General features: G+C 73.4%; 12 protein-coding genes. 7 read left to right on the top strand and 5 right to left on the bottom strand.

The window, feature by feature from the left end; translation table 11 throughout:
• Positions 1-187: 187 nt before the first annotated feature.
• Positions 188-1,081, bottom strand: coding sequence for a type 1 glutamine amidotransferase domain-containing protein (locus tag ACI79V_RS16035; RefSeq protein WP_456890652.1), 894 nt, complete (start codon positions 1,079-1,081; stop codon positions 188-190).
• Positions 1,082-1,440: 359 nt separating this feature from the next.
• Between ACI79V_RS16035 and ACI79V_RS16030 the strand changes: the two genes are divergently transcribed.
• From ACI79V_RS16030 to ACI79V_RS16005, 6 genes are all read left to right on the top strand, one after another.
• Positions 1,441-2,235: a glycerophosphodiester phosphodiesterase gene (locus ACI79V_RS16030; RefSeq protein WP_456890649.1), complete on the top strand. Its 795-nt coding sequence runs from the start codon at positions 1,441-1,443 to the stop codon at positions 2,233-2,235.
• A gap of 414 nt (positions 2,236-2,649) precedes the next feature.
• Entirely contained in the window at positions 2,650-3,873 is a 1,224-nt protein-coding gene (locus ACI79V_RS16025) for a polysaccharide pyruvyl transferase family protein (protein WP_456890647.1), read from the top strand.
• Positions 3,842-5,257: an FAD-dependent oxidoreductase gene (locus ACI79V_RS16020; RefSeq protein WP_456890646.1), complete on the top strand. Its 1,416-nt coding sequence runs from the start codon at positions 3,842-3,844 to the stop codon at positions 5,255-5,257. Before ACI79V_RS16025 ends, ACI79V_RS16020 begins: the two co-directional genes overlap by 32 nt.
• 224 nt (positions 5,258-5,481) lie before the next feature.
• The gene (locus tag ACI79V_RS16015; protein WP_456890645.1) at positions 5,482-6,630 is read left to right on the top strand and encodes a zinc-dependent alcohol dehydrogenase; all 1,149 of its coding nucleotides are present in this window, start codon (positions 5,482-5,484) and stop codon (positions 6,628-6,630) included.
• A 17-nt stretch (positions 6,631-6,647) separates the two neighbouring features.
• Positions 6,648-7,250 (top strand): hypothetical protein, encoded by a 603-nt coding sequence (locus tag ACI79V_RS16010; protein WP_456890643.1) that lies wholly within the window; start codon positions 6,648-6,650, stop codon positions 7,248-7,250.
• A 295-nt stretch (positions 7,251-7,545) separates the two neighbouring features.
• Complete coding sequence (locus tag ACI79V_RS16005) at positions 7,546-8,385, top strand: aldo/keto reductase (RefSeq protein WP_456890739.1); 840 nt, start codon at positions 7,546-7,548, stop codon at positions 8,383-8,385.
• Between the two features lie 186 nt (positions 8,386-8,571).
• Here ACI79V_RS16005 and ACI79V_RS16000 read toward each other — a convergent pair whose 3' ends face one another.
• The 3 genes from ACI79V_RS16000 to ACI79V_RS15990 all read right to left on the bottom strand — a co-directional run bounded on the left by ACI79V_RS16000 (position 8,572) and on the right by ACI79V_RS15990 (position 10,813).
• A complete protein-coding gene (locus tag ACI79V_RS16000) occupies positions 8,572-8,790 on the bottom strand; it encodes a hypothetical protein (protein ID WP_456873573.1) in 219 nt (72 codons plus the stop codon).
• 125 nt (positions 8,791-8,915) lie between these two features.
• On the bottom strand, positions 8,916-9,632 hold the full coding sequence (locus ACI79V_RS15995) for a 4a-hydroxytetrahydrobiopterin dehydratase (RefSeq protein WP_456890641.1): 717 nt from the start codon (positions 9,630-9,632) through the stop codon (positions 8,916-8,918).
• A gap of 878 nt (positions 9,633-10,510) precedes the next feature.
• Positions 10,511-10,813 carry a response regulator transcription factor gene (locus ACI79V_RS15990; protein WP_456890639.1) on the bottom strand — a complete coding sequence of 101 codons (303 nt, stop codon included), beginning with the start codon at positions 10,811-10,813 and terminating at the stop codon, positions 10,511-10,513.
• Between the two features lie 923 nt (positions 10,814-11,736).
• Here ACI79V_RS15990 and ACI79V_RS15985 point away from each other — a divergent pair.
• Positions 11,737-12,696 carry a LysR family transcriptional regulator gene (locus ACI79V_RS15985; RefSeq protein WP_456890637.1) on the top strand — a complete coding sequence of 320 codons (960 nt, stop codon included), beginning with the start codon at positions 11,737-11,739 and terminating at the stop codon, positions 12,694-12,696.
• On the opposite strand, the gene ACI79V_RS15980 is transcribed toward ACI79V_RS15985, so the two are convergent.
• Positions 12,686-12,886: a hypothetical protein gene (locus ACI79V_RS15980; RefSeq protein WP_456890636.1), complete on the bottom strand. Its 201-nt coding sequence runs from the start codon at positions 12,884-12,886 to the stop codon at positions 12,686-12,688. The genes ACI79V_RS15985 and ACI79V_RS15980 overlap by 11 nt on opposite strands.
• Positions 12,887-12,907: the final 21 nt, after the last annotated feature.

Genomic DNA, 12,907 nt, shown 5'->3' with positions numbered 1-12,907 from the left:
GTCTGTCCCCGGGTGCCCGGTTACCGCGGAGCGGGACCGAGTAGTCCCGTTCACGATGACGAAAGAGCCGCAGTGGTCTGAGGCACCGGCTAACGGAGCCAGCGACGCGGCTGCACTGCGGAGCACCGCCGTGGGTCGTGTGACCGCACAGGCTCAGCCGCTCCCTCAGCCGCTGCGATCGCGGACGTCACCGAGCACGACGTGCCGTGCGGGTCCTCCCGGTCTGCGCGGTCGGGCCGGACAGGGCGCGCTGTGCGGCGGCAGCCAGGCCGATGCCCATCACGGCGGCGGCCGACGGTTTCGGCGACCATCGCAGCGCGGCGATGGCCCAGCCGACGGGCGCCTCGCGCTGCCGGTCGGACTCACGACGCCGTGCCGTCGTCGCCGGCTCCGGCGACGTCGTCGCGAAGGCCTCGAGCATCCCGGGGATGAAGGCGGCCATGTCCTGGGGCCCTCTGCTGGTGGTGAGGTTCCCGTCCCGGATGAGTTCCTGATCGAGCCAGGTGGCACCCGCGTTCACCAGGTCGTCGCGGATCCCGGGCCAGGAGGTGAGGGTCCGTCCGTCCACGAGGCCCGCCGAGGCGAGCACCCACGGTCCGTGGCAGAGGGTGGCGATGGGCTTGTCGCTCGCGGCGAGCGCGCGGACGAACTCCCGTGCCGGGGCGGACTGCCGGAGGAGGTCGGGGTTGATGAACCCACCGGGCAACAACAGGCCGTCGTAGTCGCCGGGATCGGCTTCGTCGATCGTCCTGTCCACGCGGACCCGGCTGGCCGGCATGTGCAGGTTCACCCCGCGGATCCGTCCGCGCCGCAGGGACACGACGTGCACCTCGGCGCCGGCCGCCTTCAGGGCCCGCAGCGGAACCACCAGCTCGACCTTCTCGAAGCCGTCGGCCGCCAGGGCAGCGATCGTGCGGCCCTCGAGCCGGCGTCTGGTGGGCATGTCGTCCCCCTGTCGCTCGATGGCGCGGAGATGGCGGAACTCCGCCTGACAGCGGGAGCTCGATGGCGCCACAGGATCGTTCTCACCTGGCCGGCTGCTCGGCGGTGAGCGGGGTACCCGCGCCCGCCAGCCGGACACGTCCCCGGGCGGACTGGCGCGCGATCAGCCCGTCGTCCTGCTCCGGGCGGCCCCGGGCTGGAGCGGCTGCGGGCGGCCGCTCGGGGCCGAAGATGGGCAGTTGTGCCGACGGCGCCCGGGCACCGGCCCGGCCATCCTGGGGAGCGGCTGCCCGACGGGAACGGGCGTTCCCGGAGCACCTCCGCACCTGCAGGCCGTCCCAGGTACGCCGGCGGTCGTGTCCACGCCAAGGAAGGAGATGACCGCGTGCTCCATCTCGCGTCACGGGGCGGCTGCGCCTTCCGCCGGAGTCTCGCGGGCTGTGGCCGGTGACCCCTCCGGACGAGACGGTGCACCTGCGCCCACCTCGCAGTGGACCCGTGACCACGGCCGGCCGGGCACGACCCGTGCCCCCGGACGTCTTCGGGGAGGGGCCTGCCGTCATCGGGCACCGCGGGCTCGGCTGCGGTGTCGTCGACGGGCATCAGCAGAACACCCTCGGCTCCTTCGCCGCCGCCGTGCGCAGCGGGGCGCGATGGGTGGAAGCCGATGTCCGGCGCCTGGCAGACGACGTCCTGGTGGTGGCGCACGACGCCGTGTACCCGGACGGCACCCGGCTCGACGACGTCACAGGGGCGGAGGCCGACCGGCGCGGCACGCTGCGTCTCAGCACCCTGCTGGACGATCTCCCTCGCCAGGTGGGGCTCAACCTGGACCTCAAGTCCTCGATGGACGACTGTCTGCGGTCACCCGGGCACACCAGCGCAGGCATCCTCGCGCCGGTCGTGGCGGCGGAGGCGACGCGGCGGCCGCTCATGGTCTCCTCGTTCGACCCGGCAGCTCTGGGGCTCCTGCGTGCGACGGCGCCGAAGGTGCCCCTCGGACTGCTGACCTGGCACGGGTTCCCCGTGGAGATGGCAGTCGCGGCCTGCGCCCACATGGACGTCGAGGTGCTGGCCCTCCACGTCGGCTCGTTGTGGGATGGGACGGCCGGTGGGCAGATCGACCCGGGGGCCCTGGCGGACCTGCTGTCCCGGCTCCACCGCTGCGGCCGGCAACTCCTCGTGTGGTGCCCGCAGATCGCGTCGGCCCGGTTGCTGGTGTCCGCCGGTACCGACGCCGTGGTCGTGGACGACCTGCCGGAGGCGCTGGTCGCACTGGGTCCCGCCCCGTAGCCGAGGAGTGGAGGAGTACCGGGCACCAGGATCGGTCGTTCTGCCGAGTGTGCCCCGGGTCGCCGAGGGGATCCTGGGAGTACACGCCGTTCCGTAAACCAGACGGGGACGGTCCCAACGAGGCCTGTCACGAGGTCCCCCTCCTCGACGTGGTCACGTCGGACTGAGGCGGTGCGGTAGGGGTCATCGGCCGGCGATCCCCTCCCCGCCGGCAACCGACGGGTTCGGCGACCACGGACCACGACCCCGCCGTCGAACTCTCCGCCCTCGAGCCCCTGTCCTGCAGCGCGACACTCCTCCGAGGACCACCGCAGCCAGTCGGTCCTCACCACCGACTGCGCTCCGGATGCGCGTGCCGCCGTCGGCGTCCCTCCTTCCCGCACTCACCGGCGACACATCGACAGGAGAACCTGGATGGCGACCATCGGACTGCTCGGTTCCTACGGCGGGCTCAACATCGGCGACGAGGCGATCCTGACCTCGATTCTCGCCAGCTTGCGAGAGGCCGCGCCCTTCGCCGAGGTCGTGGTGTTCTCCCGCGACGCGGCGCACACCCGCGACGCACACCTGGCCGATCGGGTGATCGACGGCCGCCAGGGTCGGTGCGACGCCGTGAACGAGGAGATCGCCGGGCTCGACGTCCTCGTCCTCGGTGGCGGTGGGCTGCTGTACGACACGGAGGCCAGGGAGTACCTCCGGCACGTGCGGACGGCCCACCGGAACGGCGTGCCGACGGTCGGGTACGCCCTCGGCGCCGGGCCACTCACGACGGCCGAGGACCGCAGCGCCGTACGCGAGGTGGTCTCGGCGATGACCCGGGTGACCGTGCGCGACGAGGAGAGCAAGCGGGTCCTGGAGGAGGTCGGCATCGAGCGGCCCATCGAGGTGGTGTCCGACCCGGCACTGCTGCTGAGCCCCGCTCCCTTCCCGGCCGACGAACTGGTCCGCGACGGGGTCGACACCTCGGGACGGTTGATCGCCATGTCCGTACGGGAACCAGGGCGAGCGGCACCGGATCTCGCGGTGGACGCCTATCACGCCACCCTGGCCGCGGTCGCCGACTTCGCGGTGCACCGCTACGGCGGCCAGGTGGTGTTCGTCCCCATGGAGCGCGGTGACGTCCGCGAGAGTCACGCCGTGCTGGCCCGCATGACGGCTCCCGACCGCGCGCGGGTCCTCCACGGCACGTACGGGCCCTGCGAGATCCTCGGCCTGATGCAGCACATGGACTTCGCGGTCGGCATGCGGCTGCACTTCCTGGTCTTCGCCGCTCTCTCCGGGGTGCCCTTCCTGCCGCTGCCGTACGCCGGCAAGGTGGCCGACTTCGCGCGGACACTGGGCATCGAGACGCCGGGCAGCCTCGACCGGGATGCCGTGGGTCCGCTGCTGGCGGCCGTCGACCGGCTCTGGGACGAGCGCCAGGCGACCGCCGAGCAGGTGCAGGCCCGGATCGAGAGGCTCAAGCCCCGGTCGGCCGCCCCGCTGCGGCACGTCCTCGACGTCCTGGCGGGGCCGTCGACGCCCGCGATCGCAGGGCGGTCCGTCGAGCAGGAGGGAGTCCAGCGTGCCGCCGTTGACCCGGCCGGTCGCAGGGGAGCGGTTGACGTTGCCCCCGCGCTCAGCGTTGCAGGCGGCTGAGGCCGACGTCCTCGTCGTCGGGGGCGGGCCGGCCGGCATCGGAGCTGCGCTGGCGGCTGCCGACGCCGGCGCCGACGTCGTCCTCGTCGAGCGGTACGGGTTCCTCGGCGGCAATGCGACGGCGGCGCTCGTGATGCCGTGGATGTCCTTCCACACCCGCCGTCCGCAACCTCCGCGGCTGGGTGACGTGAGCCTGTTCCCCACCGACCACGGCGAGGGGGAGCCCGTCGTCGCGGGCAAGCACATCGAGGTCATCGACCGGCTGGTGCAGGCCGACGGCGCGGTGCTGCCGTCGCCGGACACCGGGTACACCGTCCCCTTCGACCCCGAGGTCTTCAAGCAGGTGGCCCTGGACCTGCTCGACGGCGCGGGTGTCCGGTACGTGCTGCACGCGTTCGCCAGCGGGGTCCGGACACCGGGCCGGGCCGGTGAGGTGGTGTTCGAGACCAAGTCCGGGCCGGTCGTCGTGACCGCCCGCGTGACGGTCGACTGCACGGGGGACGGCGACGTCGCCGCGGCCGCGGGAGCGCCGTTCGAGATCGGACGCGAGAGCGACGGGCTGGTGCAGCCGATGACGCTGATGTTCCGTGTCGTGGGCTTCGACCCGGGACCCTTCGAGCGCTACGTCGCCGACCACCCCGACCAGTGGCGCAGCGTCCACGGGCTCTGGGACCTGGTGGAGCAAGCGACCGCTGCGGGCGACCTGGACCTGCCCCGCGAGGACGTCCTCTTCTTCAACTCGGCGCACCCGGGTGAGGTCGCCGTGAACTCGACACGGGTCACGCAGGTCTTCGGCACCGACGTCTTCGACCTCACCCGCGCCGAGGCGGTCAGCCACCGGCAGATGTCCCAGATCGCGGCCTTCCTCCGGGACTACGTGCCCGGCTTCGCCGACTCCTACGTCGCCCAGAGCGGGGTGCAGGTCGGCGTCCGGGAGACGCGGCGGATCCTCGGCGACTACGTGCTCACGGGCGAGGACATCCTGAGCGCACGGAAGTTCGACGACGTGATCGCGCGCGGCACCTACCCGGTCGACATCCACAACCCCAGTGGCCGGGGCACCGTGCTCCGGTCGGTGCCTCCCGGGGACGCGTACGACGTCCCCCTCCGCTGCCTGCTGCCACGGGACGTCGACGACCTCCTGACAGCAGGACGCTGCATCTCCGGCACCCACGAGGCCCACTCCTCCTACCGGGTCACGCCCACAGCCATGGCCACCGGACAGGCCGCCGGGGTCTGCGCGGCGCTCGCGGCGGCCGGGGGCCGGGCACCCCGGGAGGTGGCGATCGCCGCCGTGCAGGCGGAGCTGGTCCGGCAGGGCGCCGACCTGGGGGCCCGCGGGGACGACGGCGGCGTGGCCCTCGAGCGGGGTGCCGTGCGGTGATCCGGCGGGCAACCGCGAGCACCCGGAGGACGCAGCGGGGACGGGGGACGGCGGGCATCGGTAGATCTGCCGATCTTCCGGCGGAGCCCCGCGTGGAGCCCGGGTTGGAGTGGCCCCGGTGGGACGGCCGACGCAGAGTCGGGGGGGGCCGGTGAGCAGAGCCGGCCGCTGGGCGCCCCGTGGCGCTCTCCCGAGCCGGGGCCCGCGCCCCAGGAGGGGATCCCATGCGAGCGATGGTGTACCGAGGTCCCTACAAGGTCAGGGCCGAGGAGAAGAAACGGCCGGCGATCGAGCACCCCAACGACGCCATCGTCCGGGTGCAGCTCGCCGCCATCTGCGGCTCGGACCTGCACCTCTACCACGGCATGATGCCGGACACCCGGATCGGTCACACCTTCGGCCACGAGTTCATCGGCGTCGTCGACGAGGTCGGGTCGTCCGTGCAGAACCTCGCCGTCGGCGACCGGGTGATGGTGCCGTTCAACATCTTCTGCGGCACCTGCTGGTACTGCGCCCGCGGTCTGTACTCCAACTGCCACAACGTCAACCCGAACGCCACCGCCGTCGGCGGCATCTACGGCTACTCGCACACCACCGGCGGCTACGACGGCGGCCAGGCCGAGTTCGTCCGCGTGCCGTTCGCCGACGTCGGCCCCTCGAAGATCCCGGACTGGATGGCCGACGAGGACGCGGTCCTGCTCACCGACGCGACGGCGACCGGCTACTTCGGCGCGCAGCTCGGTGACATCGTCGAGGGCGACGTCGTCATCGTCTTCGGCGCCGGACCCGTGGGACTGGTGGCGGCGAAATCAGCCTGGCTGATGGGCGCCGGCCGGGTCATCGTCATCGACCACCTGGACCACCGGCTGGAGAAGGCCCGCACCTTCGCCCATGCCGAGACCTACAACTTCACCGAGTACGGCGACATCGTCCTGGAGATGAAGAAGACGACCGACTGGCTCGGGGCCGACGTCGCCATCGACGCCGTGGGTGCGGAGGCCGACGGCAACGCAATCCAGCACGTCACCTCGTCCAAGCTCAAGCTGCAGGGCGGCTCCCCGGTGGCACTGAACTGGGCGATCGACTCCGTCCGCAAGGGCGGGACGATCTCGGTGATGGGCGCCTACGGCCCGCTGTTCAGCGCCGTCAAGTTCGGCGACGCGATGAACAAGGGGCTGACGATCCACACCAACCAGGCCCCGGTCAAGCGGCAGTGGCCGCGGCTGTTCGAGCACGTGCGCAACGGCTACCTCAAGCCCAGCGAGCTGGTCACCCACCGGATCCCGCTCGAGCACATCGCCGAGGGCTACCACATCTTCTCGGCCAAGCTCGACGGGATCATCAAGCCCCTCGTCGTCCCGACCGCGGCCTGAGCGACAGGAGAACCTCGATGACCTACACACCGCACAAGCCGCCGCTCGCCGAATCGCCCGACGAGCTGCGCAAGCGCATCCCCGGCTGGGGAGTCGACCTCGACCCCAAGGACCGGCCGTCGGTGCCGAAGCTGCAGTTCCAGGAGGACTTCACCGGCGCCCACTGGGAGTTCCCCGAGCGGCAGCCGGAGAAGTACCCGCGGGAACGCTCCGTCGAGCACGGGATGCTCACCCCGGTCTTCGGCACCGCCCAGCCACTGTCCGGCGTCTCGGGCGCCATCCGTCGCTACGCCTACCGCTACAGCGAGGGACGGGTCGCGCACTGGCTGCTGCTGGTCCTCGGCGACCGCGTGGACGCCTGGGAGCACCACCTGAAGTCGTTCCTCACGCTGCACCCGGACAACCCGATCACCGAGACGGGGGTGAAGGCCGAGTTCACCCACCACGGCCTGCGGTCGCGGGTCGGGCAGCACCGCACGGACCTCAAGCACCAGGTGCTCGACCCGGTGATCGTCGGTGGCCCGTGGATCGCCGCTGCGGGAGCGGTCTACGCCGGCGCCCGGAGCGTGTCGAGGTCGCTGGCGCGCGTCGGGTCCGACGGGCATCGGCCGGTGCACTGAGCCGGGGACGGCCGCGCCCGCCCGGTCCCGCCCCGCGCGATGCGGGGTGGGACCGGTGTGCGACGACGGCGCCCGCGAACTGCTCCGGGTGGACGCCGCCGGGCAGGTCCGGTGGGGCCGGGCCGACGCGGCGGCGTGCGCGACGTGGCGGTGCGGCCGGTCGGTGAACCGGTCACGGCCGCTGCCCTGACCACGAGCTGCGGCTGGCTCGTGGCGGCCGGGAGCGGTTTCCGCTGCGTCGCCGCCTGCCGGGCGGGATCGGCAGGACCGGCCGTGGAGGAGCTCCCATGACCGCATCCACGATGCGCACCGTGACCCTGCCCGACGGCACCGCCGCCCCGGCCCTCGGCATGGGCACTGGTACCTCGGTGAGGACCCCAGCAGGAACGACATCCGGCTGGACGCCCTCCGCACGGGCATCGACATCGGCCTGACGCTGGTCGACACCGCCGAGATGTACGGGGACGGCGCCGCCGAGGAACTCGCCGGCCGGGCGATCGCCGGCCGGCGGGACGACGTCTTCCTGGTCAGCAAGGTGCTGCCGCACCACGCCACGCGCCAGGGCACGGTGGACGCCTGCCAGCGGAGCCTGCGCCGACTGGGCACCGACCGCCTGGACCTGTACCTGCTGCACTGGCGCGGCCGGGTCCCGGTCGAGGAGACCGTCGCCGCGTTCGAGTCGCTGGTCTCCCGCGGGCTGATCCGCTCCTGGGGCGTGAGCAACGTCGACGTCCCCGACCTCGACCAGCTGGTCGGGCTTCCCGGCGACAACCGGGTCCAGACCGACCAGGTGCTCTACGACCTCGCCCGGCGCGGCCCCGAGTACGACCTGATCCCCTGGTGCCGCGGCAGGAGCATGCCCCTGATGGCGTACTCGCCCGTCGACCACGGCAGGCTCCTCGAGCACCGGGCCGTGCGGGACCTGGCTGCGGAGAAGGGGGTCACCCCGGCCCAGCTGGCCATCGCGTGGGTGCTGCGGCTGCCCGACGTGTTCGCCGTCGCCAAGGCCTCGACCCGCGCGCACGTCATCGACGACCGCGCGGCGCTGGAGATCGGCTCCAGCCAGGCGGAGCTGGACCAGCTCGACCGGATCTTCCCGCCGCCGTCCGGCAAGGTCCCGCTCGACGTCCTGTAGGACCGGCCGACGAGCCGATCACGAGGGCCTGCCTCACGAGCCGCAGCAGGTGGGTGCCCCGCCCGCCGGCGCAGGCCCGTTTCCCGGGGTTCCGGGGGCCCGGATGGCGGCGCAGGCGATGGCGGTGCTCGGCCGGTGCTGAGCAGGACGGCGGCCCCGCAGTCGCCGACTGCGGGGCCGCCATGGTCAGACGAGCCCCTCGTTGTGGGGCTCGATGCTGGCCGAGGGGTCCACCCCCTCGTCGGCGTCCGGTTGGACGGGGCCCTCGCCCGGCTCGGAACCCGAGCCGGCGGCGGTGTTCCGGGAGGATCGCTCCGGATCGGTCACGTCCGTGGTCGTCGGCGCCTGACCGATGCGCTTGGCGGCCTCCCCGGTCCCGGTCTCCTCCAGCTCTGATTCGCTCACGACTCCTCCATCCAGGTCGTTCGTCCAGGTCGTTCGACGTCGGTGATCACGCAGTGGGCTCCACGAGTTCCTCGGGCTCGTGGGACGGCTGGCCGGACAGTGACGTTCCGAGAGCGGGCCGGGGGTCAGCCGGAGGACCCGACCGCGGCGATGGCCGCGTCGATCCGCCGGGCGAGCTCGAGGTCCATGTCGGTCACGCGGTCGAGGGAGTGTGTCCAGACCTCGAAGGTGAGCGTGTCCTGCAGTTGCTCGACGCGCGCGTGGTGGGTCATGTCCTGCTCGGCGCGGGCGACGGCGTCGCGCAGGGGTCGCTGGCGCTCGGGCGGGAGCACGACGGTGCGCCGCAGGCGGTGTCCGTCGCCCTCCCAGCCCTCCAGGGCGGCCAGTGCGCGGTCGATCTCGTCCTGCTCGAGCAGTCGCGGGGTCAGTCCGATCGGCACCCCGGAACCGCGGGGCGGAACGCCCTGGTCGATCGGTGAGAACAGCTCCTCACCGTCCGGCAGTCGCCGGGCGAGGACGCCGGCGACCTCCGGCTCGAAAGCGGCCAGCGTCGACAGGACCGCCTGGGTGTAGAAGCGGGCCCGCTCGGCCGGGCATCCGGACCCCGCGCTCACCGCGGAGACGAGGGCGGCGCCGCTGTCGGGGTGCCGACCCGGGCCCCGGACCTCGACGGCACCCCGGAGGGAGCCGGGCAGGACCGCGGCCAGCCGGTCGCGGTCCGGCTCGTCCAGCGAGGCCGCCACGGCGGCGACGACCGCTTCCACGGCCCGCCGGGCCTCCTCGGTGTCGGCTGCGCCGGCCTGCGCTCCCGCGGCCTGGATCAACGTCGCGTACTGGACCACCGGGCTCCTCCTGACCTGCTGCCGTCCTGCTCCTCCGGTCGCCGGCCGCTGCCCGGGCGGCGGGTCCAGGCAGCGGCCCGACCAGCTCCCGGCTCCTGCGGCAGCTGCGAGAGGAGGCCGTCGAACTCCCCGGGTGCGACCGCCTCCCGCACCGTCGTCCGGAGACGCCGCCGCGCGCCGGTCGTGGGGATCCCGTCGTCCGACCGCGGCTCAGACGTTAGGACCGGTCGCGGCGCGGGGACATCGGTCGATCGACCGATCCGGCCTCCGGCTCCCGTGGCCGACACGGGGTCGCCCGCGCGGGGAGGCGACACGCGGCGACGGCTCCGCTCCTCGGCCCAGGGACCCGCCCGGGGGAGGGGCGGGCGGCTCGACCGCACGTCGGCAGGCTGTTCACGACGGACGCGCCGGACGTGGACGACTGCCTCGCGTCTCCGTGGCGGGGGCCGCTGCGGGGACCGGGTCGTCCGGTCGGCCGCTAGTCGTCTGCACCCGGCCGAGAGCCGTCCGGGTCCCGGCCGGGTTCCTCGCGCGAGCGCCCAGGGCCGACGGCCGGAGCCGCGCCGCCGAGTTCCTTGCTCACCGTCGGATCCGCGTCGTCGGGCTGGGGTACCCGCGGGTCGTCCGGGAGCCGGGTGTCGACCTCGTCGGCAGCCGCAGCCGCGGGTGCGTCGTCCTGCGGGGGGATGGTTCCGCCGTCCATGCCGTGGGGGTACCCCGAGCCGCCGTCGGAACCGGAGCCGCCGGCCGGGATCGGCAGACCGGCCGACGCCCGTCGGTCGCCTGGCGGGTCGGGACCGGACCCCGTCGGCCGTCTCCTCCGGCGCCCACGTGGCCTGGACCGTCCCGTGCTCTGGCCGGGGGTCCTCCGCCGAGGTTCAGCGCCGGCCACCCGCGCCCGTTCCCGCCGGGACGTAGAGGCCCGCCCTCTCGGCGCGCACGGCGGCGAGCGTCCTCGAGGGCGCCCCCAGCTTGGCGAGGACGTGCTCCAGGTGCGCGGCGACCGTCCGGGGCGCCACCACGAGGGACCGGGCGATCTCCTGGTTGGTGTACCCCTCGACCAGCAGCCCGAGGACCTCCAGCTCCCGGGGCGTGAGCCCGCGCAGGTCGCCGCCCGGGGAGAGCAGCACCATCCCCGACAGCACGTGGGGCTCGTCGTCCGTGTCCGTCAGGACCGTCACGCGGACATGGCCGTCCGGGGCGTGCCGGCCACCGCGCGGCCACAGGAAGGACGTGTACACCTGGCCCGCTCCGGACGGCCGCGCGGGCGGCGTCCAGGACGGTAGAACCTCCCGCGAGCAGCGCGTCGTCGCCGAGACCCGGGAACGGGGCGGTGCCACCGTTCCTGCAGAGCACCACGCCGGCCGCGGCACCCTGGACCATGCGTGCGGCGGTGAGCAGCGAGTCCATCGGGTCGATGCCGCGGGCGAGGATGGGGGCGAACTGCGCCAGGCGGCGCCGGACGGCCTCCGGCGGAGGCCGGGTGTCGGCGGAGAGCAGCGCCAGGAACCCGACGTGGCGCTGCCCCGGTACGAACAGTCCCACGCTGAGGGCCTCGTGATAGCCGGCGGGGGTGAGGCGCTCGGCCCAGGTCGGCAGGTCCTTGGCGGAACGGGGGAGGTCCGACGGGCTCAGCGGTGGGCGGGCGCGACAGGCTCCGGTCACCTCGATGTCGTGCGCCGTCGCCGGACCGCTGAGGTACCGGACGGTGCTCCGGTCCAGCGAGGTGCTGGCCAAGGAGGAGTAGCCGTTGCCCAGGGGGTCGGCCAGCGTCACCCATGAGGCGTCGAAGGAGATCTGGCGGCTCAGCTCGTGCAGCAACGCCTGGGCGCGTTCCGTGAGCAGGCCCGTAGTGGCGGCGATCTCCGCGAGGCGGAGAGCCGGGGCCTCGGTCATGTCGCTCCACCGGTCCAGGGCCTGCGCGGTCGGACGGAGCCGTCGAGGACGGCCGCGGCCCTGGACGAGGCTGACCGGGCTGCAGCTGTACACACCGACCCGACTCGGGGAGCAACCCGTGACCCCGTGACCGGAAACCTCGGTGGTCGGAGTCATCGCCACCGCTACCAGGCTCGTGGACGGCGCGGTTCCCGCGGTAAGATCAACCATGGAGTTGCGCCAACTGCGCTACTTCCTGGCGGTGGCCGAGGAGGGCCGCTTCAGTCGGGCGGCGCAACGGCTCCACATGGCTGCTCCGTCGCTCTCGCAGCAGATCCGCGCGCTGGAGCGGGAGCTCCGGGTCCCGTTGTTCGAGCGCACCCCGCAAGCGGCGCGGCTGACCCGTGCCGGCGTCGTCCTGGTCGTGCGGGCCCGGATCATCCTGGCCGAGGTGGACCGGGCGCTGGCGGACGTGCGCGTCGCCACAACGGACTCCCGCGAGCGACTGACCCTGCGGGTGGCCACCATGGCCGACCTCGTCCTCGACGGCCCGCTGCGGCACGCCGCGCTGGCCATCGACGGGATCGAGGTGTCGGTGAGCTCCGCCCGCGGGGACGACGCCGTCGAGGCCGTCCGCCAGGGCAGGGCGGACGCGGCCATCGTCTGGAGCCGGTCCCATGCGCAACGGGATCTGGCCGGCGTGGTGCTGGGGTCGGTGGTCTTCGGCGTCGTCCTCCCTCTCGCGCACGCCTTGAGCGGCGCGGCAGCGGTGCCGGTGGCCGCGCTGGCCGGCGAGGTGCTGGTCATGTTCCCGCGGGAGCCGTTCGACGGGATCTGGGACCGCACCGTGGACCACCTGTTCCCCGCAGGGGCCGCGCACGACCAGGTCGTCATCGAACCCGACCTGCTGAACGCGCCGCAGGCGGTGCTGCGCGCGGTCTCAGCCGGCACCGGCGTCGCCCTGAGCATCCTCCGGCTCGTCGATCACCTGGGGGTCGAGGGGATCGCGGTCCGGTCCCTCGATCCGGTGTTGCGGTGGGACCTGGAGGCGGTCTGGCGGGAACCGGCCACCCCCGCCGTCCGCAAGCTCGTCGACTTCCTCGTCGAGTCATCCGGGGGCCCGCAGACGCTCGTCGAACCGGTCCGCCCTCCCGGCGACGGCCGGCGGCACGTCGCGGTCAGGTCCTGAGGACCACCTCCTCGCAGCGATCCTGCTTCCGCTTGGAGACGTCGTAGCCGTGCGGCGCCTCGGTGAGCGGCAGGCGGTGGGTGATCACCCGGGTGGAGTCGATCTCCCTGCGCTCGATGCGCTCGAGCAGTGGGCGCACGTACCGCTGGACGTGGCACTGCCCGGTCTCCGGCGTCAGGGAGCGGTTCATCGAGGAGCCGGCCGGAACTCG

The sequence above is a fragment of the Geodermatophilus sp. SYSU D00700 genome, assembly GCF_054050255.1.
This window is presented reverse-complemented; position numbering and strand designations above follow the sequence as displayed.

Excerpts from the sequence above, each read along its gene's own strand:
- ACI79V_RS15985 (WP_456890637.1), top strand. The coding sequence starts at position 11,737 with ATGGAGTTGCGCCAACTGCGCTACTTCCTGGCGGTGGCCGAGGAGGGC.
- ACI79V_RS16025 (WP_456890647.1), top strand. The coding sequence starts at position 2,650 with ATGGCGACCATCGGACTGCTCGGTTCCTACGGCGGGCTCAACATCGGC.
- ACI79V_RS16010 (WP_456890643.1), top strand. The coding sequence starts at position 6,648 with ATGACCTACACACCGCACAAGCCGCCGCTCGCCGAATCGCCCGACGAG.
- ACI79V_RS15980 (WP_456890636.1), bottom strand. The coding sequence starts at position 12,886 with ATGAACCGCTCCCTGACGCCGGAGACCGGGCAGTGCCACGTCCAGCGG.
- ACI79V_RS16015 (WP_456890645.1), top strand. The coding sequence starts at position 5,482 with ATGCGAGCGATGGTGTACCGAGGTCCCTACAAGGTCAGGGCCGAGGAG.